Raw genomic sequence first — 20,577 nt, forward strand, 5'->3', positions numbered from 1 at the left:
GTTTCTATCGCGCAGGCGACAGCGCATTTCTCCAATTTCTACCCACCGGTAGGCTGTTGCTACCGACGGGTAGGAAATGCGCGCACGAATAGCCTCAGGGGCGCTTCATCTGGCAGGTCGTCGGCGTGCTCGCCACGTACGACTCGTAATATTTCACGGGAACATTGGTGTAGCCGGTGTTCTCGGCGTCATAGGGGTACTTGGCGCTGGCCTTCTCCCAGCGCGAGATGTACAGGCCCTGCTGCAACTGGTGGTCGGTCTTGCGCATCTCGACCTCGCCGTTGAAGCTCTTGATCTTCATGCCCTCGAGCGCGGCCGCGACCTTGACCGGGTCGGTCGACTTGGTCTGCGCGAAAGCGGCATCGAGCAGTGCGAACACGTGGTAGATCGACGCCTGCGTGAGGTCGTCGTTCATCTTCTTCTTGTAGCCCCCGAGCAGGCGCTGGATGTCGCCGCCCATGTTGTAGTGGGCATAGGCCACGGTGTAGACCTTGCCGTCGGAGGTGGCGCCCATGGCGGTGGGCGTGCCGGCGCCGGGCGCGTAATAGGTCAGGAACTTGACGTTGAGGCCCGAGTCGTTGGCCGCCTTGATCAGCAGCGACAGGTCGGAACCCCAGTTGCCGGTGATCACGGTGTCGGCACCCGAAGCCTTGATCTTGGCGATGTAGGGCGCGAAGTCGCGCACCTGGGCCAGCGGATGCAGGTCGTCGCCCACGATCTGGATGTCGGGGCGCTTGGTCTTGAGGTTTTCCTTGGCGTACTTGCTGACCTGCACGCCGTGCGCGTAGTTCTGGCCGAGGATGTAGACCTTCTTGATGTCGGTCTGGTCCTTCATCCAGGTGGTCAGCGCCTCCATCTTCATCGAGGTGTCGGCGTCCACGCGGAAGTGCCAGTAGCTGCACTTGCTGTTGGTCAGGTCGGGGTCGACCGCCGCGTAGTTCATGAAGAGCAGTTCCTTGCCCGGATTGCGCGCGTTGTTCTTCTCGACGGCATCGATGATGGCGAGCGCCGGGCCCGAGCCGTTGCCCTGCATGATGTAGCGCGCGCCCTGGTCCTGCGCCGAGCGCAGCGCGGCGGTGGTCTCCTGCGGACTGAGCTTGTTGTCGATGCCGATGATCTCGAACTTCACGCCCGAGGCGTTCTTCTTGTTGAACTCTTCCGCCAGGAACTGCGTGGTCTTGAGCTGGTTCGTGCCCACCGCGGCCATCAGGCCCGAGAGCGGATCGAGCCAGGCGATCTTGACGGTCTCGCCCTTCTGGGCGAAGGACGCGCCGGCACCGGCCAGCAGGGCGCACACGGCGATGGACTTGAGGGCAAAACGCATGAAGAGTCTCCAGGTTGAAGGGCTGCCCGATTGGCTGCATCCGCAGCGTACAAGCGCACTTTTTTCGTCCGCACAGGGATTGCCCGCAAGCCGGGCCGCGGAGGTGGCCGTGCTATCGCCTAGGCGACACGGCCACCGCCCCACCCGCTTTACAGGCCGGGCAGCTTGTAGTCCTTGAGCTGCTCGCGCAGCCGGGTCTTGAGGATCTTTCCGGTGGCGCCCAGCGGAATCGCCTCGACGAAGACCACGTCATCGGGGATCTGCCACTTGGCGGTCTTGCCTTCGTAGAACTTCAGCAGTTCCTCGCGCGTGACCTCGGCACCGGGCTTCTTCACCACCGCGACGATCGGGCGCTCGTCCCACTTGGGGTGGAAGACGCCGATGCACGCCGCCATGGCGATGGCCGGATGCGAGACCGCGATGTTTTCGATGTCGATCGAGCTGATCCATTCGCCGCCGGACTTGATCACGTCCTTGCTGCGGTCGGTGATCTGCAGGTAGCCGTCGGCATCGATGGTGGCAACGTCGCCGGTGGGGAACCAGCCGTCGATCAGCGGATCGCCGCCCTCGCCCTTGAAGTACTCCTTGACGATCCACGGCCCCTTGACCAGCAGGTCGCCGTAGGCCTTGCCGTCCCAGGGCAGCTCGTTGTTCTCGCCGTCGACGATCTTCATGTCGACGCCGAAGATCGCGCGGCCCTGCTTGAGGCGCACCGCGAGCTGCTCCTCGGGCGACTGCTTCAGGTGCTTGTTCTTGAGCGTGCACAGCGTGCCCAGCGGGCTCATCTCGGTCATGCCCCAGGCATGCAGCACCTCGACGTTGTACAGGTCCTGGAAGGCCTTGATCATGGCCGGCGGGCAGGCGGAGCCGCCGATCACGGTGCGGTTCAGGGCGCTGAACTTCAGGCCGTTGGTCTGCATGTGGCCCAGCATCATCTGCCACACGGTGGGCACGCCGGCCGCGAAGGTCACGCCCTCGCCTTCGATCAGGTCGTAGACCGACTTGCCGTCGAGCGCCGGGCCCGGGAACACCAGCTTGCAGCCGACCAGCGCGGCCGAGTACGGAATGCCCCAGGCGTTGACGTGGAACATCGGCACCACGGGCAGCACCGAGTCGCGCGCCGAGATGCGCATCACGTCGGGCAGCGCCGCCGCATAGGCGTGCAGCATGGTCGAGCGGTGGCTGTAGAGCGCGGCCTTGGGATTGCCGGTGGTGCCGCTCGTGTAGCACATGCTCGAGGCCGAGTTCTCGTCGAACACCGGCCATTGGTAGTCGGTGGACTGGCCGCCGACCCAGTCCTCGTAGCTCACGAGGTTGGGGATGCCGCTGTCGACCGGCAGCTTGTCGGGCCCGCACAGCGCGACCCACTTGCGGATGGTCGGGCACTTGGCATGCACGGCCTGCACCAGCGGCAGGAAGGTGAGGTCGAAGCACAGGATCTGGTCTTCGGCGTGGTTGGCGATCCACGCGATCTGGTCGGGATGCAGGCGCGGGTTGATGGTGTGCAGCACGCGGCCGCTGCCGCTGACGCCGTAGTAGAGCTCCAGGTGGCGGTAGCCGTTCCAGGCCAGGGTCGCGATGCGGTCGCTGAACAGCAGTTGCTCGCCGTCCAGCGCGTTGGCCACCTGCCGGGAACGCGATGCGATGTCGCTCCAGGTACAGCGGTGGATGTCGCCCTCGACCCGCCGCGAGACGATCTCGCCGTCACCGTTGTGGCGCTCGACGAACTCGATCAGCGACGAGATCAAAAGCGGTCGGTCTTGCATCAAACCCAGCATCTACAGGCTCCTTCTTTCAACAAAATTCAGCGGTTTCAAAGATTACGGCGATTCACGCAATTTATGTGCGTTCGCACAATGACAGAAACCCGCAGTCTGCGAGGACCGATCTGTCGTCCGGATGACAGCTGGCGTCCGCCGGAGCATGCAGACGCCTCGCCCGTCGCGCGACCTTCGCCACCACCGCGACGGCCATGGCCGTCGCGGTGGCGTGCCTTGCCGGTGGGCGCAATGCTCAAGGCGCGCTGTTCTGCAGCGGCGTCTTGCTGGCGTCGAGCACGATCTTGCGCGGCCAGTTGGGCCAGGTCACGCCCAGGCCCGCATGGTTCGGATCGCCGGTGCGCGCGAACGCGGACAGGCTGCCGACCATCGCGTCCGACAGCGCCTCGCGGCCCGGCCGGTTCGCCTCGCCATAGGCGAAGGAGAAGATGTTGGTGCCGAAGTTGTGGAACATGAACACCGTGTCGAGGCCGTGCGTCGCGCCGTAGACGGTATTGAACGGCGCCACCTGCTGGCTCCAGTCGAAGCGGTAGTACCAGGTCTTGGTCGGCAGGTACTTCGCGACCGAGTCGATCTGCGCGGGCAGGCCGTTGAGGAAGATCGCGTTGGTCGCGAAATCCGAGGCGGCCTTCCATCCCGTCAGCGGCTTACCTACCGGCAGGTAGGGTGCGTTGATCAGGTCGGCCTCGGTGAGCGTGACCGGTGCATCGGGGTTGAAGTTGTACTGCAGCCCGAAGCGTTCGTAGTCGGTCGGCTTGAAGCCCAGGCCCTGCCCCGTGAAGGTGCCGAACAGGTTGGCGAACAGCGTGCCCTCATCGCGCGTGTTGCCGATCAGCATCGGCACCTTGTTGAAGCGGCCGGCATCGACCTCGGCCCGCGAGTTCACGGGCAGGATGGTGCCGTCCTCGATCGGCGCGGGCGCGTTGCCCAGCTGCGGGTTCGCGAGCACGATGGTCAGCAGCTTGTCGGCCGGCAGACCGCGCAGGTAGGTGGCGATCTGCGCATTGGTCTGCGAGGCCACCCAGGCATTGGCCGAGGTGGTGTCGACGGCCTTGCCGTCGGCGATGGCGATGGCCGCGAGCAGCCCCTTCGAATAGGTCTGCGCGGTGGCGCGCGAGGAGAAGGCGATCCCGCCGCTCAGCGGCACCGCCTTGTGCAGCAGGCCAGTCGACGCCGGCGAGACCACCAGGCCCCAGGTGTTGACCGCGCCCGCCGACTGCCCCATCACCGTGACGTTGCCCGCGTCGCCGCCGAAGGCACCGATGTTGGCCTGGATGAACTTCAGCGCCTGCATCTGGTCGAGCAGCGCGAAGTTGCCCGAGTCGTTCTTCGCCTCGCCGTTCTTGAGCTGCGGCAGGTCGAGCCAGCCGAGCACGCCCAGCCGGTAGTTGATCGTCACGACGACGGCATTGCCGCGCTTGGCGAGCTGCGCGCCGTCGTAGCCCGGATCGGCCGTGTAACCCGAAATGTTGCTGCCGCCGTAGATGTAGACGATCACGGGCAGCTTGGCGGCGTCGCCGCTCGGGCGCCAGATGTTGAGCGTGAGGCAGTCCTCGTCGCCCACCGGCTTGCCGAAGCCCTCGCGGGTGCCGAGGCCGAAGGGTGCGTCGTCGGGTGCCGGGCTGAAGTAGCGCCCGCCCTGGGCACAGCTGCGGCCGAACTTGGCGGCGGAGCGCACGCCCTCCCAGGCCTTGGGATCGGCCGGCGGCGCCCAGCGCAGCGCGCCGACGGGGGCCTGGGCGAACGGAACGCCCTTCCACGACAAGGTACCGGTGCCGGCGCTGTCGTCCACGCCCTCGATCTTGCCGGCGGTGGTCTGGCGCACCATCGGGCCGTCCGCGGCCGGTGGCGGCGCGGGCGGCGGCGGGGGTGGCGGTGCCACCGGGAAGAATCCGCTCGACCCCGAGCCGCCGCCGCCGCAGGCCACGAGGGCCATGCTGGCGGCCGCGATCGCGGCCATGGCGATGGCCGAAGCCACCCTTGTCTTCTGTCCTGCCGCACCCTGGCTTTTTCGTGCCGTTGCCATTTCTTGCATGTGTTTGTCTCCACACCGGGTTAATCGGAATTCCTGCATCGGTGCCCCGCGGCCATACTCCGGCCCGCCGAACCCGAAAAAAATTCTAGGAACGGGTGCCGTTTCCACCGCTATCGCAAGCGAGCCAATCGAATGACTTCAGGAGCCTCCAACCCGCGCCACGCGCGCCGGCCTGCGCGCCGTCCGGGCTGCATGCCGCAGCCCGAGTTGCGCACCAGCTCGTCGGCATGGCTCGAGGGGGTGCTGAGGATGTTCGAGGCCGAGGGCCTGGACGTGCCCTCGCTGCTGCGCGACGCCGGCTTCGACCCCGAGTCGCTGCTGCGGCAGAACGCGCGCATCCCGGTCGACGAGATCACCGTGCTGTGGCAACTGGCCGTGGCGCGCGCGGGCCGGCCCACGCTGGGCCTGCACCGCGGCCTGGCCGCCACCCACAGCAAGTTGGGCACCGTCGCCCACGTCATGGCCTGCTGCGTCGATCTCGGCGAGGCGATGGACCGGCTCGCGCGCTACATGCCCGTGATCTCCGATGCCACCGCCTTCTCGGTGCAGCCCGAGGCGCGCGGCAGCTGGATGGTGATGCAGCACACGGGCGGCAGCCTGCCGATCCCGCGCCAGCGCGTCGAGTACGCCCTGCTCACCATGCTGATGCAGTGCCGCTGGCTGATCCGGCGCGAGATGGAGCCGCTGGCGATCGAGTTCGCCTATCCGCCCCCCGACGACGACCGGCCGCACCGCGAGGCCTTCGGCTGCGAGGTGCGCTTCGGCGCCCCGGCCAATCGCATGCTGCTGTCGGCCGCCAACCTGGCGATGACGCTGCCCACCAGCCACCCCGAGCTCGGCGAGATGCAGGAACACCTGCTCGACGACCAGCTCGACCAATTGGGCCAGACCACCACCAGCACCCTGGTCTGCGCCGAGATCGCGCGCCGCCTGCCGCACGGCGAGCCGCGCCGCCAGGACGTGGCCTCGGGCCTGGGCCTGGCCGAGCGCACGCTGCAGCGCCGGCTGCAGGAGGAATCGGTGTCGTTCCAGGCGCTGCTCGACCGCACCCGGCGCGAACTGGCGCAGCAGTACCTGGCACAGGAGCGCCACACGCTGACCGACGTGGCCGACCTGCTGGGCTTCGTCGACAGCAGCAACTTCTTCCGCGCCTGCAAGCGCTGGTTCGGCCTGCCGCCGGCGCAATACCGCACGCGGCTGTGGCACGGCGACACGGCCGGCTCGCTGCTGCGCGCCGCCGCCTAGTTTTTTGTCTCCGAGGCCCCCCTTGGCCAGGGGTCTAGCGCTCTGCCGGACAATCGGGGCATGACGCCCACGAGCCTGCTTGCCGAAGAGAACCGCCCCACGTCGACCGAAACCCGGCCCGGGAGCGCCGATCTGGGCCTGGGCTGGGCCACCACCGGCTTCTCCACGCTCGGGCCGCGCTTCTACACCGAGCTGCGCCCCACCCCGCTGAGTTCGCCCACGCCGCCCTACTGGGTCGGCCACAGTGAACAGGTCGCGCGCGAGCTGGGCCTGCCCGAAGGCTGGCGCAGCGACGCGCTGCTCGAGGCGCTGAGCGGCAACATCCCGCTCGAGGGCGCGCGGCCGCTGGCCAGCGTCTACAGCGGCCACCAGTTCGGCGTCTGGGCCGGCCAGCTCGGCGACGGGCGCGCGATCCTGCTCGGAGAGACCGCGGACGGCCTCGAGATCCAGCTCAAGGGCGCAGGCCGCACGCCCTATTCGCGCATGGGCGACGGCCGCGCCGTGCTGCGCTCGAGCATCCGCGAGTTCCTCTGCAGCGAAGCCATGCACGGCCTGGGCATCCCGACCACGCGCGCGCTGTGCGTGACCGGCTCGGACGCGCGCGTGCGCCGCGAGGAGATCGAGACCGCCGCGGTGGTGACGCGGGTGGCACCGAGCTTCATCCGCTTCGGCCATTTCGAGCACTTCGCGGCGAACCAGCAGCACGAGGAACTGCGCGCGCTGGCCGACTACGTGATCGACCGCTACTACCCGGCCTGCCGCCACAACGAGCGCTTCGGCGGCAACCCCTATGCGGCGCTGCTCGAGGCCGTGAGCGAACGCACCGCCACCCTGCTGGCGCACTGGCAGGCCGTGGGCTTCTGCCATGGCGTGATGAACACCGACAACATGAGCATCCTCGGGCTCACCATCGACTACGGGCCGTTCCAGTTCCTCGACGGCTTCGATCCGCGCCACATCTGTAACCACAGCGACACCGGCGGGCGCTATGCCTTCAACCAGCAGCCCAACGTGGCCTACTGGAACCTGTTCTGCCTCGGCCAGGCCCTGCTGCCACTGATCGAGGACCAGGAGCTCGCGCTGGCCGCGCTCGAGTCGTACAAGGCCGCGTTCCCGAACGCCTTCGAGAACCGCATGCGCGCCAAGCTCGGCCTCGCCGATGCGGCCGACGGCGACCGCGCGCTGATCGAGGGCGTGCTCAAGCTGCTGGCGGCCGAAAAGACCGACTACACGATCTTCTGGCGCCGCCTGGCCCGCTACCGGGCCGACGGCAACATCGAGCCGGTGCGCGAACTGTTCATCGACCGCGCCGGCTTCGACGCCTGGCTGCTATTGTTTCTGGAGCGCCATGCCCACACCCCGCGCGAGCAGGCGGCCGAACTGATGCTGCGCAGCAATCCGGAATACGTGCTGCGGAACCACCTGGGCCAGCAGGCCATCGAAGCGGCTGGCCGCAAGGACTTCTCGGGCGTGGCGACCTTGCTGGCCCTGCTGGAATCCCCATTTGAAGAACATCCCGGCGCGCAGGCGTATGCCGGGTTCCCGCCCGACTGGGCTTCCACGATCGAAATCAGCTGCTCATCATGAACACACCCGTCCAGAAAACCGATGCCGAATGGAAAGCGCTGCTCGCCGAAAAGGGTGCCGAGCCGGCCGCCTTCGAGGTGACCCGCCATGCGGCGACCGAGCGCCCCTTCACCGGCAAGTACGAAGCCCACTGGGACGACGGCACCTATCACTGCGTCTGCTGCGGCGCCAAGCTGTTCGAGTCCGCCACCAAGTTCGACGCCGGCTGCGGCTGGCCCAGCTTCTCGGAGGAAGCCGTGCCGGGCGCGATCCGCAACATCGTCGACCGCTCGCACGGCATGGTGCGCACCGAGAATGTCTGCGCCAATTGCGGCGCGCACCTGGGCCACGTCTTCCCCGACGGACCGACCGAGACCGGCCTGCGCTACTGCATGAACTCGGCCTCGCTCGACTTCCAGAAGAAGCCCTGAGCGGCGCCTTCTCCTTTTTCTTCCGGCCCCGCCACCATCCGACTGCATGAAACTGATCCTCGACTTCTTCCCGATCCTGCTGTTCTTCGGGGCCTACAAGCTCGCCGACATCTACACCGCCACCGGCGTGCTGATGGCCGCCACGGTGGTGCAGATGGCGATCATCTATGCAATGGAACGCAAGCTGCAGGCGATGCAGAAGGCCACGCTGGTGCTGATCCTGCTGTTCGGCACGCTCACGCTGGTGCTGCACGACGACCGCTTCATCAAGTGGAAGCCGACCGTGCTGTACGGCGCGATGGCGGTGGCGCTGGCCGTGGCCCTGTGGGCCTTCCGCAAGAACTTCCTCAAGATGCTGCTGGGCTCGCAGCTCGAGTTGCCCGACCGCATCTGGATGCGGCTGAACATCGCGTGGATCGGCTACTGCCTGTTCATGGCCGCCATCAACGGCTACGTCGCGGCCTATTTCACGACCGAGGCCTGGGTCAACTTCAAGCTCTGGGGCTACGTGTTCCCGATCGTGTTCCTGGTGGCGCAGGGCCTGTACATCTCGCCGCACCTCAAGAGCGGCGACGACAAGCCGGCCGCCTGAGCATGAGCAGCACCACCGCTTCGCATCCGCTACCGACCGTGGCCGCCCTCGAGGCCGCGCTGCGCGCCGCACTGCAGCCGACGGCGCTCGAAGTCATCGACGAGAGCGCCGCGCACGCAGGCCACGCGGGGGCCAATGCCGAGGGATTCGGCACCCATTTCCGCGTGCGCATCGCCTCCCCGCTGTTCGAGGGAAAGCCACGCGTGGCGCGTCATCGGCTTGTGTATGATGCCCTCCAACTTTTCATCGCACAGGGTCTGCACGCCATCGCCATCGAGGTGCTCTGAGTCGTCCATCCACCGCCAGCCTCCGGCTGCCGGGCCCGGTTCTCCGCGGCGGCGCTCCCTCCCCTGTGTCTTTTCCTCCGGTTTCCTCCACGCGCACTTTCATCCAACGCGCATTTCTCAGCCTGACATTCAATCCATGAAAAAACAAATCTTGCAGGCCGTCGCGGCCGCAGCGCTGCTTGGTGCCGTTCCCATGGCTGCCCTGGCGCAGAACGCAGCCATCGTCAACGGCAAGGCAGTGCCCAAGGCACGCATGGACGCGCTGGCCCAGCAATTGGCCGCGGCCGGCCGCCCGGTCACGCCCGAGATGCAAGGCCAGCTGCGCGAGGAAATCGTGGCGCGCGAAGTGTTCATGCAGGAAGCGCAGAAGCAGGGCCTCGACGCCACCGAGGACTACAAGAACCAGCTCGAGCTCGCACGCCAGGCGATCCTGATCCGCGCCCTGTTCGAGAACTACCGCAAGACCAACCCGGTCTCGGACGCCGACGTGAAGGCCGAGTACGACAAGTTCGTCGCAGCCAACGGCGGCAAGGAATACAAGGCGCGCCACATCCTGGTCGAGACCGAGGACCAGGCCAAGAAGATCATGGCCGACCTGAAGAAGGGCGGCAAATTCGAAGACATCGCCAAGAAGCAGAGCAAGGACCCCGGATCGGGCGCCAACGGCGGCGACCTCGACTGGGCCAACCCCGCCAACTTCGTGCCCGAGTTCTCGGAAGCGATGATCAAGCTCAAGAAGGGCGAGACCACGCCGGCCCCGATCAAGACCCAGTTCGGCTGGCACATCATCCGCGTCGACGACATCCGCCAGGCCCAGCTGCCGAAGATCGAGGACATCAAGCCGCAGATCACGCAGCAGCTGCAGCAGCAGCGCCTGCAGAAGTACCAGGAAGACCTGCGCGCCAAGGCGAAGATCGAGTAAGCGGCGCGCCCTGCCCGCCCTCACTCATGCAAGACGGCCTTCGGGCCGTTTTTCTTTGGGCTTGTTTCTTGCAAGAATCCGCGGCGCGCCATCGGCGCGGAGGGTGTCGACCATGGGCTTCTACCACTCGACCGAGGCGCTCGCGCCGCGGCACAAGACCGAGTTCTGGCGCGAATCGGTGTGCCGGCGCCTGATACCGGCGCGCGGCGAATTCGCACGCGACTTCGACGGCTGCCTCTCGGGCCAGCAGCTCGGCAGCCTCACGGTGTGCCGCATGCAGTCGAAGCCGCACACCTTCATCCGCACCGACCAGCTCGCGCGCGTCGCGCCCGACGACGACATCGTGGCCGCCTTCTTCCAGCGCGGCCAGGCCAACATGGCGCAGCAGGGCCGCACGCTGCGCGCCTCGGCCGGCGACATCGTGCTGTACGACGCGGCACGGCCCTTCGTGCACGAGCTCGCGCCCGAATCGCTGCTGCTGGTGCGCTTTCCGCGCCAGCAGCTGCTGTCGCGCTTCCCGAAGGCCGAGCACATGATGGCGCTCAAGATCGCCGACGGCAGCTCGCTGGCCGGGCTGCTGCACGGCATGGCCGAGGAGGCGCTGCGCTTCGAGGCGCGCGACTCGGCGCTGGCCGCGCAGGCGCGCTTCGCCGCGGCCTTCCTCGACACGCTGAGCGCCGCGATGGAACTGCAGGACGTGGCCGAGGGCGCCGCCGCAGCCACGCGCCACGGCTCGATCTACGAGAAGGCCGTGCGCTACATCGACGCCCACCTGGACGACACCGGGCTGTCGATGGCCGGCGTGGCCGAGGCCGCGCATGTCTCGCCGCGCACGCTCACGCGCGTGTTCGCGGCCCATGGCACGACCGTGATGCACCACTTGTGGAAGCGCCGACTCGAGCAGAGCTTCCACATCCTGTCCGAGGGCCGCGTGCAGCAGGTCACGCAGGCCGCCTACCAGTGCGGCTTCAGCGACCTCTCGCATTTCTCGCGCGCCTTCAAGAGCGCCTACGGCACCACGCCCGGCAGCCTGCTGAACGCGGCCGCCGGCTGAACAAGCGGCCTCGTCAGCGCAGATACTCGCCCGCGGCTTCGGGCTGGAACTGCAGCGCGGCCACGCGCGCCGAACCGTGCACGCCGGCCGGCGTGGTCCATTCCACCAGCTGCCCCACGCGCGCGCCCAGCAGGCTCGCGCCCACCGGCGACATCACCGAGACCTCGCCCTCGGAAGGCTTGGCATCGCGCGGATAGCACAGCGTGATCGTGTAGCGCTCGCCGCTCGCGGGGTCCTCGAGCTCGACGCGCGAGTTCATCGTGACGAGGTCGGGCGACGCGTCCTGCGGCGCCACGATCTCGCTGCAGTCGAGCATCTCCTCGAGGGCCTGCGCGATCGGATCGGTCGCGCCGCGCGTCTGCAGCGCATGCGCGGCGAGCTTGTGCAGGCGTGCGTGGTCGAGCTGGGTGAGGGTTCGTTCGAGTCGCGTGAACGAGGCGGTGGCTTGCATGAATCGCTCCTGATGAAGTGAAGGCGTGCCGCGGGCTCCATCGAGGGAGCGGGACAGAACGGACGCGCCGGCGCGCGGGCTTGGAGGAGGCCCGGCGATCAGGAGGTGCGCGAAAGAAGAAAGGGAGGAGGAAGGATCGCCGGGCTCAGGAATGCCAGGGCGATCGGCGCTTGAGCGCCGTCATCCGCGCCGCGCGGCGCCGGCCACGCGCGAGCGCGCCCGGCAGGGCCGGTGCGGTCAGCGTGGAAGCGGAAGTGCGCAGCATGCGGCCGAGTCTACCGGTCCCGTCGCGCCGGCGGCCATCAAAGGCCCCACCGGTCTTGCCGGATTGGGGCCGTCGCGACCGGCGATCAGCCCACCCAGCGGCGGGCGTTGCGCCAGATGCGCATCCAGGGGCTGTGCGCGCTCGCGTCGCCGCCGTTCCAGCTCATCTGGATGTTGCGGAACACGCGCTCGGGGTGCGGCATCACCGCGGTGAAGCGGCCGTCGGCCGTGGTCACCGAGGTCAGGCCGCCGGCGCTGCCGTTCGGGTTGAACGGGTACTGCTCGGTGGGCTGGCCGTGGTTGTCGACGAAACGCATGGCCGCGATGGCCTTCGAGGCATCGCCACGGTGCTTGAAGTTGGCATAGCCCTCGCCGTGCGCGACCGCGATCGGCAGCCGCGTGCCGGCCATGCCCGCGAAGAACAGGCTCGGCGAATCGAGCACCTCGACCATCGACAGGCGGGCTTCGAAACGCTCGCTCTGGTTGGTGGTGAAGCGCGGCCAGGCCTCGGCGCCCGGGATGATGTCGGCCAGTTCGGCGAACATCTGGCAGCCGTTGCACACGCCGAGGCCGAAGGTGTCGGCGCGGCCGAAGAAGCGCTTGAACTCGTCGGCCAGGCGCGGGTTGAAGGTGATGCTGCGGGCCCAGCCGATGCCGGCGCCCAGCGTGTCGCCGTAACTGAAGCCGCCGCAGGCCACCACGCCCTTGAAGTCGGCGAGCCGCGCGCGGCCCGACTGCAGGTCGGTCATGTGGACGTCGAAGGCCTCGAAGCCGGCCTCGTTGAAGGCATAGGCCATCTCGACGTGCGAGTTCACGCCCTGCTCGCGCAGGATCGCGACCTTGGGCCGCGAAGCCAGCACCGCGGGTGCGGCGGGCTCGGCGCCGGCCAGCAGGTGCCAGTGCAGGCCCGGGTCGGCGGGCTCGCCGGCCGCCGCGTGCTCGGCATCGGCGCAGGCCGGGTTGTCGCGCTCGCGCGCGATCTTCCAGCTCACCGAGTCCCAGACCTGGTGCAGGTCGTGCAGGCTGGCGCTGAACACCGACTTGGCATCGCGCCACACCTCGAGCTTGCCCTTGCCGGCCTCGATGGCCGAGCTCGCGGGCCGGGTCTTGCCGACGAAATGGCTGTGGGTGCTCAGGCCGTGGGCGCGCAGCACCTGCATGACCTCGTTGCGCTCGGCGGTGCGCACCTGCAGCAACATGCCGAGTTCCTCGTTGAACAGCGCCTTGAGCGTGAGCTCCTCGCGCCGCGCGCTGACCTGCTGCGCCCAGTTCTTGGCGTCGCCGGTCTCCATGCGGCTGTCGGAGATGCCGTCGCCCTCGGTCACCAGCATGTCGACGTTGAGCGCCACGCCCACGTGGCCCGCGAAGGCCATCTCGCAGGCCGCGGCGAACAGGCCGCCGTCGCTGCGGTCGTGCATGGCGAGCAGCTTGCCGTCGGCGCGCAGCGCATTGACGGCATTGACCAGTGCCACCAGCTGTGCCGGATCGTCGAGATCGGGCACGGTGTCGCCGCTCTGGCCCAGCGTCTGCGCCAGGATGCTGCCGGCCATGCGGTGCTGGCCGCGGCCGAGGTCGACCAGCACCAGCGTGCTGTCTTCTTCGCTGGCGTCGAGCTGCGGCGTGAGCGTGCCGCGCACGTCGTCGAGAGAGGCGAAAGCGCTCACGATCAGGCTGACCGGCGAGGTCACCTTCTTCGTCTCGCCGCCCTCCTTCCACTGCGTGCGCATCGACAACGAATCCTTGCCGACCGGAATCGAGATGCCCAGCGCCGGGCAGAGCTCGAGGCCGACGGCCTTGACCGTGGCGTAGAGCGCGGCATCCTCCCCGGGCTCGCCGCAGGCGGCCATCCAGTTGGCCGACAGCTTGACGCGCGACAGCTCGATCGGCGCCGACAGCAGGTTGGTGATGGCCTCGGCCACCGCCATGCGGCCCGAGGCCGGCGCGTCGTACGCGGCCAGCGGCGTGCGCTCGCCCATGCTCATCGCCTCGCCCGCGAAGCCCTGGAAGTCGGCCAGGGTCACGGCGCAGTCGGCCACCGGCACCTGCCACGGGCCGACCATCTGGTCGCGATGGCTCAGGCCGCCCACGGTGCGGTCGCCGATGGTGATCAGAAAGCGCTTGGAGGCGACGGTCGGGTGCGACATCACGTCGATCGCGGCCTTCTGCAGGTCGACGCCCGTGAGGTCGAGCGGCTGGAAGCTGCGCGCCACCGACTGCACGTCGCGGTGCATCTTGGGCGGCTTGCCGAGCAGCACGTCCATCGGCATGTCGACCGGCTGCAGCGCGGCGCCCTCGTCGGCCACCAGCAGCTGGCGCTCCTCGGTCGCCACGCCGACCACCGCGAAGGGGCAGCGCTCGCGCTCGCAGAAGGCCTTGAACTGTTCGAGCGACTCGGGCGCGATCGCCAGCACGTAGCGCTCCTGGCTCTCGTTGCACCAGATCTCCTTCGGCGCCATGCCCGATTCCTCGAGCGGCACCGCGCGCAGGTCGAAGCGCGCGCCGCGGCCGGCGTCGTTGGTCAGTTCGGGGAAGGCATTGCTCAGGCCGCCCGCGCCCACGTCGTGGATCGCGAGGATCGGATTGGCCGCGCCCTGCTGCCAGCAGTGGTTGATGACCTCCTGCGCGCGGCGCTCGATCTCGGGGTTGCCGCGCTGCACCGAGTCGAAGTCGAGCTCGGCCGCGTTGGCGCCGGTGGCCATCGAGCTGGCGGCGCTGCCGCCCATGCCGATGCGCATGCCGGGGCCGCCGAGCTGGATCAGCAGCGAGCCGGCCGGGAAGCGGATCTTCTTGGTCTGCGTGGCGTCGATGCTGCCGAGGCCGCCCGCGATCATGATCGGCTTGTGGTAGCCGCGCTGCACGGTATCGAGGTCGCTCGCCAGGGCCTGCTCGTACTCGCGGAAGTAGCCCAGCAGGTTGGGCCGGCCGAACTCGTTGTTGAAGGCGGCGCCGCCCAGCGGGCCCTCGGTCATGATCTGCAGCGGGCTTGCGATGTGCTCGGGCTTGCCGTAGTGGCCGTCCTCGGGCCAGAGCTTCGAGACCGTGAAGCCGGTCAGGCCGGCCTTGGGCTTGGAGCCGCGGCCGGTCGCGCCCTCGTCGCGGATCTCGCCGCCGGCGCCGGTCGAGGCGCCCGGGAACGGCGAGATCGCCGTCGGGTGGTTGTGGGTCTCCACCTTCATCAGCACGTGGGTCAGCGCCGTGTCCTTGGTGTAGGCCGGCGTGCCCGCGGCATCGGCGCCGCGCGGGATGAAGCGCTCGACCTCGCCGCCTTCCATCACCGAGGCGTTGTCGGCATAGGCGATCACCGTGTGCTGGGGGTTCTGGCGCTCGGTGTGGCGGATCATCGAGAACAGGCTCTGCGGCTGCGCCGCGCCGTCGATGGTGAAGTCGGCGTTGAAGATCTTGTGGCGGCAGTGCTCGCTGTTGGCCTGGGCGAACATCATCAGCTCGACGTCGCTGGGGTTGCGGCCCAGCTTCGTGAAGGCATCGACCAGGTAGTCGATCTCGTCCTCGGCCAGCGCCAGGCCGAAGCCGCTGTTGGCGGCTTCCAGCGCCGCGCGGCCCTGGGCCAGCACGTCGACCGTGGCCATGGGCTGGGCCGGCAGTTCGCTGAACAGGCTGGCGGCCTGGCCGACCGTGGCGAGCACCGATTCGGTCATGCGGTCGTGCAGCGGGCCGGCCGCGGCGGCCAGCGCCTCGCCCTCGAGCACCGGCGCCTTGCCCAGCAGCGGGGCCTTGAGCTTCAGGTGATATTGGGTGACGCGCTCGACCCGGCGCAGCGCCAGGCCGCAGTTGTGGGCGATGTCGGTGGCCTTGGAGGCCCAGGGCGACACCGTGCCCAGGCGCGGCGTGACGACCACCGCCGCCGAGGCCTTGGCCGCCGGCGCCTCGAAGGGCTCGCCGTAGCTCAGCAGCGCCTCGAAGCGCTCGCGGCCCGCGGCGTCGAGCGCACCGTCGGTCACCACCAGGTGCACGAAGCGCGCGGCGATGCCCTCGATGCGCGGATCGACGGCCTGGAGCTTCGGCAGGAGCTGCCGCGCGCGGAATTCGCTGAGTGCGCTGCCGCCCTCGAAGATGGTTACGACGGGAAGGGCTGTGGAAACGGAAGCGGACTGCGTCACGATGGGTGGGGCCTTGGGGCCGCGTTGGGCTTTGGAGAGGTCTGGAAATCCGTGGGCGGGCGGCCGCTGACTGGGGCCGTCCGCGCAGGACGCGAATTTTAGGTCATGGCGAAAGCCTCGCCCGGGCGGCCGGCCAGAGCCCGTTCGGGCGCTGATTTCTTCGCCCGGATGGGATAATTCCATGCATGAGCATTACCTACAAAGACGCCGCGGGCATCGCCGCCATGCGCGTCGCCTGCCGCCTCGCGTCCGAGGTGCTGGACTACCTCACGCCCTTCATCAAGCCCGGCATCACGACCAACGACGTCGACCGCCTGGCCGCCGAGTACATGGTCAAGCAGGGCACCACCTCGGCCACGGTGGGCTACATGGGCGCCAGCAGCGTCCCCTTCCCCAAGTCGCTGTGCACCTCGGTCAACCACGTGGTGTGCCACGGCATCCCGAACGACAAGCCCCTGAAGAAGGGCGACATCATGAATGTCGACGTCACCGTCATCAAGGACGGCTGGTTCGGCGACAACTCCCGCATGTACGTCGTGGGCGATGCCTCGATCGCGGCCAAGCGCCTGTGCCACATCACCTTCGAGGCCATGTGGCACGGCATCCTGCAGGTGCGCCCCGGCGCCCACCTGGGCGACGTGGGCCACGCGATCCAGAAGTTCGCCGAGGGCCAGGGCTTCTCGGTGGTGCGCGAGTTCTGCGGCCACGGCGTGGGCCAGCGTTTCCATGAAGAACCGCAGGTGCTGCACTACGGCCGCCCCGGCACCATGGAAGAGCTCAAGCCCGGCATGATCTTCACCATCGAGCCGATGATCAACGCCGGCAAGCGCGAGGTGAAGGAAGACTTCAAGGGCGGCCAGTACGACGGCTGGACCATCGTCACGCGCGACCATTCGCTCTCGGCCCAGTGGGAACACACGGTGCTGGTCACCGAAACGGGCTACGAGGTGCTGACCCTGTCCGAGGGCAGCCCGCCGCTGCCCTCCTTCGTGAGCGCCATCAGGACATGAGCCGCGCGGCCCGCCGCGCCACTCCACCGCCATGATCGAAGCCGCCCGACACGACGTCGCGACGCTGCGCGAAGCCTACCGCGCGAAGAAGCTCGCCCTTTTCGAAACCCTGCGCTTCGCGCGCGCGCCCACGCGCAGCGTGCACACGGTGCTGCGCCAGCTCGCGGCGCTGGCCGACGAGAGCCTGCAGACGCTGTGGCAGGACGCCGAGTTCGGCGACGGCCTGGCGCTGGTGGCGGTCGGCGGCTACGGGCGCGGCGAGCTGTTCCCCTATTCCGACGTCGACGTGCTGCTGCTGTTGCCGCCCGAGGGCGGCGAGCAGGCGGTCGAGCCGGCGCGTCTCGAGGCCTTCATCGGCCAGTGCTGGGATGCCGGCCTGGAGATCGGCTCGAGCGTGCGCACCATCGAGGAATGCCTGGCCGAGGCCGAGAAGGACGTCACGGTCCAGACCTCGCTGCTCGAGGCGCGGCTGATCGTGGGCGACAAGAAGCTGTTCGCGACCTTCCGCAAGCGCTTCGGCACGGTGATCGATCCGCAGGCCTTCTTCATCGCCAAGTCGCAGGAGATGCGGCATCGGCACCAGAAGTTCGACAACACGCCCTATGCGCTCGAGCCCAACTGCAAGGAATCGCCGGGCGGCCTGCGCGACCTGCAGACCATCCTCTGGGTCGCCAAGGCCGCGGGCTTCGGCAGCCGCTGGGACGACCTGGCGCGCAACGGCCTGGCCACGCCCTTCGAGGCGCAGCAGATCAAGCGCAACGAGGCGCTGCTGTCGCTGATCCGCGCCCGGCTGCACGTGATCGCCAACCGGCGCGAGGATCGGCTGGTGTTCGACCTGCAGACCGCGGTGGCCGCGAGCTTCGGCTACGTGAGCGAGTCGCAGCGCAAGTCGAGCGAGGCGCTGATGCGGCGCTACTACTGGGCCGCCAAGGCGGTCTCGCAGCTCAACCAGATCCTGCTGCTCAACATCTCCGAGCGGCTGCAGCCGATCGACGAGCTGCCGACGCCGATCAACGAGCGCTTCTTCGAGCGCGCCGGCCTGATCGAGATCGCGCGCGACGACCTCTACGAGAGCGAGCCGCACGCCATCCTCGAGACCTTCCTGCTCTACCAGAAGACCATCGGCGTGAAGGGCCTGTCGGCGCGCACGCTGCGCGCGCTCTACAACGCGCGCCACGTGATGGACAGCAAGTTCCGCAACGATCCGGCGAACCACGAGACCTTCATGCGGATGCTGCAGCAGCCCTACGGCATCACGCATGCCTTCCGGCTGATGAACCAGACCTCGGTGCTGGGGCGCTACCTGCGCGTGTTCCGCAGCATCGTGGGACAGATGCAGCACGACCTGTTCCACGTCTACACGGTCGACCAGCACATCCTGATGGTGCTGCGCAACGTGCGGCGCTTCTTCATCGCCGAGCACGCCCACGAGTACCCGTTCTGCTCGCAACTCGCGGCCGGCTGGGACAAGCCCTGGCTGCTGTACGTGGCCGCGCTGTTCCACGACATCGCCAAGGGCCGCGGCGGCGACCACTCCACGCTGGGCGCGCGCGACGTGGCGCGCTTCTGCAAGCAGCACGGCATCTCGCGCGAGGATTCGAAGCTGATCGAGTTCCTGGTCTCCGAGCACCTGGTGATGAGCCAGGTGGCACAGAAGCAGGACCTGAGCGACCCCGAGGTGATCGGCGCCTTCGCGCGCCGCGTGGGCAACGAGCGCTACCTCACGGCGCTCTACCTGCTGACGGTGGCCGACATCCGCGGCACCTCGCCGCGCGTGTGGAATGCCTGGAAGGGCAAGCTGCTCGAGGACCTGTACCGCTACACCCTGCGCGCGCTCGGCGGGCGCATGCCCGATCCCGACACCGAGGTCGAGTCGCGCAAGCGCGAGGCGCTGGTGCAGCTCGCGCTGCATGCCCAGCGCTTCGAGGCGCACAAGGCGCTGTGGGACACGCTCGACGTGGGCTACTTCATGCGCCACGACGCCAGCGAGATCGCCTGGCACGCGATGCAGCTGTCGCGCTTCGTGCCGCCGAAGAACGTGCCGATCGACCCGGCCGCGCCGCCGGTGGTGCGCGCGCACCTGTCGCCGGTGGGCGAAGGGCTGCAGGTGGTGGTCTACACGCCCGACCAGCCCGACCTGTTCGCGCGCATCTGCGGCTACTTCGACCAGGCCTCGTTCAGCATCCTCGACGCCAAGGTCCACACCACGAGCAACGGCTACGCGCTCGACACCTTCCAGGTGGTGACCACCTTTCTGCCCGATCACTACCGCGACCTGATCAACATGGTCGAGACCGGGCTCGCGCAGACCCTGACCGAGGCCGGCGCCCTGCCGCTGCCGAGCATGGGCCGGGTGTCGCGCCGGGTGCGCAGCTTCCCGATCAAGCCGCGCATCAGCCTGGTGCCCGACGAGAAGGCGCAGCGCTGGGTGCTCAGCATCTCGGCCAGCGACCGCGCCGGCCTGCTCTATTCGGTGGCGCGCGTGCTGGCACGGCACCACCTGAACCTGCAGCTCGCCAAGGTCACGACCCTGGGCGAGCGCGTGGAAGACAGCTTCCTCATCAGCGGTCCCGAATTGCAAGGCCAGCGCACCCAGGCCGCGATCGAAACCGAGCTGATGGAAGCCCTGGAGGCCTGAATGGCCCGCCCGGCGGCCCGCTCCGCCGGGCCAGTTTCGCGACAAAAGTTCACAAATTCTTGTGAATTGAATACCAAATGTTTCTTTTTTCTGTCTGAACGGCAGAATGGACCCCATGGACACATTGCTGACCCAGCTTTCGAGTTCCGTATCGTCGGCCAGGACCCTCGAGGACCTGACCCGTCCCATGCTCGAGATGCTCGAGGCCGTGACCGGCCTGGAGTCGACCTACCTCACGCGCATCGACCTGGAGCAGGGGCTCCAGCACATCCTGTATGCGCGCAACGTGCGGCGGCTGCAGATTCCCGAGGGCCTCGCCGTGCCCTGGGCCGACACCCTGTGCAAGCGCGCCCTCGACGAAGGCCGTGTCTACACCGACAACGTCGCCGAATGCTGGGGTGATTCCGATGCCGCGCGCGAGCTCGGCATCCAGACCTATGTGAGCACCCCGGTGCGCACCGACAGCGGCGGCCTTTACGGCACGCTGTGCGCGGCCAGTGCCGAGCGCCAGCCGCTGCCGGCCAACGCCACCAACGTGCTGGGCCTGTTCGCGCGGCTGATCGGCCACCAGGTCGAGCGCGAGCAGCTGTTCCAGCGCCTCTCGGCGGCCAATGCCGAGCTCGCCACCCATGCCGCGACCGACGCGCTGACCGGCCTGCCGAACCGGCGCGCCTTCCTCGAGGGCCTGCGCCGCATGCTGGCCCAGGGCCAGCGCGACGGCACCGGCGTGCTGGTCGCCTTCGTCGACCTCGACGGCTTCAAGAAGATCAACGACCTGCACGGCCACGAGACCGGCGACGACTTCCTGGTGGAGGTCGCGCGCCGGCTGCACGACACGCTGCGCGCCGGCGACCTGCTGGCC

15 protein-coding genes are annotated in these 20,577 nt (G+C 68.3%); 10 read left to right on the forward strand and 5 right to left on the reverse strand.

The window, feature by feature from the left end; all coding sequences use genetic code 11:
* Window positions 1–94 precede the first annotated feature (94 nt).
* From AC27VN_RS02540 to AC27VN_RS02550, 3 genes are all read right to left on the reverse strand, one after another.
* Window positions 95–1,324 carry a branched-chain amino acid ABC transporter substrate-binding protein gene (locus AC27VN_RS02540; protein WP_093342095.1) on the reverse strand — a complete coding sequence of 410 codons (1,230 nt, stop codon included), beginning with the start codon at window positions 1,322–1,324 and terminating at the stop codon, window positions 95–97.
* Between the two features lie 149 nt (window positions 1,325–1,473).
* Complete coding sequence (locus AC27VN_RS02545) at window positions 1,474–3,102, reverse strand: 3-(methylthio)propionyl-CoA ligase (RefSeq protein ID WP_490875523.1); 1,629 nt, start codon at window positions 3,100–3,102, stop codon at window positions 1,474–1,476.
* A 235-nt stretch (window positions 3,103–3,337) separates the two neighbouring features.
* Window positions 3,338–5,080 carry a carboxylesterase/lipase family protein gene (locus tag AC27VN_RS02550; protein WP_490875524.1) on the reverse strand — a complete coding sequence of 581 codons (1,743 nt, stop codon included), beginning with the start codon at window positions 5,078–5,080 and terminating at the stop codon, window positions 3,338–3,340.
* Between the two features lie 249 nt (window positions 5,081–5,329).
* Between AC27VN_RS02550 and AC27VN_RS02555 the strand changes: the two genes are divergently transcribed.
* The 7 genes from AC27VN_RS02555 (at window position 5,330) to AC27VN_RS02585 (ending at window position 11,234) form a co-directional block, all read left to right on the forward strand.
* Entirely contained in the window at window positions 5,330–6,382 is a 1,053-nt protein-coding gene (locus AC27VN_RS02555) for an AraC family transcriptional regulator (RefSeq protein ID WP_431512909.1), read from the forward strand.
* 60 nt (window positions 6,383–6,442) lie between these two features.
* Window positions 6,443–7,969: a protein adenylyltransferase SelO gene (locus AC27VN_RS02560; RefSeq protein ID WP_490875525.1), complete on the forward strand. Its 1,527-nt coding sequence runs from the start codon at window positions 6,443–6,445 to the stop codon at window positions 7,967–7,969.
* Complete coding sequence (gene msrB, locus AC27VN_RS02565) at window positions 7,966–8,379, forward strand: peptide-methionine (R)-S-oxide reductase MsrB (protein WP_057597047.1); 414 nt, start codon at window positions 7,966–7,968, stop codon at window positions 8,377–8,379. Before AC27VN_RS02560 ends, msrB begins: the two co-directional genes overlap by 4 nt.
* 46 nt (window positions 8,380–8,425) lie before the next feature.
* Window positions 8,426–8,971 (forward strand): septation protein A, encoded by a 546-nt coding sequence (locus tag AC27VN_RS02570; RefSeq protein ID WP_093342103.1) that lies wholly within the window; start codon window positions 8,426–8,428, stop codon window positions 8,969–8,971.
* A 2-nt stretch (window positions 8,972–8,973) separates the two neighbouring features.
* Window positions 8,974–9,258, forward strand: a complete 285-nt coding sequence (locus tag AC27VN_RS02575) for a BolA family protein (RefSeq protein ID WP_093342105.1) — start codon at window positions 8,974–8,976, stop codon at window positions 9,256–9,258.
* A 136-nt stretch (window positions 9,259–9,394) separates the two neighbouring features.
* Window positions 9,395–10,180 carry a peptidylprolyl isomerase gene (locus AC27VN_RS02580; RefSeq protein WP_208509384.1) on the forward strand — a complete coding sequence of 262 codons (786 nt, stop codon included), beginning with the start codon at window positions 9,395–9,397 and terminating at the stop codon, window positions 10,178–10,180.
* 112 nt (window positions 10,181–10,292) lie between these two features.
* The gene (locus AC27VN_RS02585) at window positions 10,293–11,234 is read left to right on the forward strand and encodes a helix-turn-helix domain-containing protein (RefSeq protein WP_093342108.1); all 942 of its coding nucleotides are present in this window, start codon (window positions 10,293–10,295) and stop codon (window positions 11,232–11,234) included.
* Between the two features lie 13 nt (window positions 11,235–11,247).
* Here AC27VN_RS02585 and rnk read toward each other — a convergent pair whose 3' ends face one another.
* Together rnk and purL are read right to left on the reverse strand one after the other, a co-directional pair.
* Window positions 11,248–11,685 carry a nucleoside diphosphate kinase regulator gene (gene rnk, locus AC27VN_RS02590; protein WP_431509041.1) on the reverse strand — a complete coding sequence of 146 codons (438 nt, stop codon included), beginning with the start codon at window positions 11,683–11,685 and terminating at the stop codon, window positions 11,248–11,250.
* A 350-nt stretch (window positions 11,686–12,035) separates the two neighbouring features.
* Complete coding sequence (purL, locus tag AC27VN_RS02595) at window positions 12,036–16,067, reverse strand: phosphoribosylformylglycinamidine synthase (RefSeq protein ID WP_490875526.1); 4,032 nt, start codon at window positions 16,065–16,067, stop codon at window positions 12,036–12,038.
* A 185-nt stretch (window positions 16,068–16,252) separates the two neighbouring features.
* Between purL and map the strand changes: the two genes are divergently transcribed.
* The 3 genes from map to AC27VN_RS02610 all read left to right on the forward strand — a co-directional run.
* The gene (gene map / locus AC27VN_RS02600; protein ID WP_208509381.1) at window positions 16,253–17,077 is read left to right on the forward strand and encodes a type I methionyl aminopeptidase; all 825 of its coding nucleotides are present in this window, start codon (window positions 16,253–16,255) and stop codon (window positions 17,075–17,077) included.
* 31 nt (window positions 17,078–17,108) lie between these two features.
* The gene (locus AC27VN_RS02605) at window positions 17,109–19,715 is read left to right on the forward strand and encodes a [protein-PII] uridylyltransferase (protein ID WP_093342114.1); all 2,607 of its coding nucleotides are present in this window, start codon (window positions 17,109–17,111) and stop codon (window positions 19,713–19,715) included.
* Between the two features lie 115 nt (window positions 19,716–19,830).
* Window positions 19,831–20,577 (forward strand): GGDEF domain-containing protein (locus AC27VN_RS02610; RefSeq protein WP_490875527.1); only part of this gene is annotated, 747 nt, incomplete at its 3' end.

The organism is Variovorax sp. 20P10.2.4, from assembly GCF_058244205.1.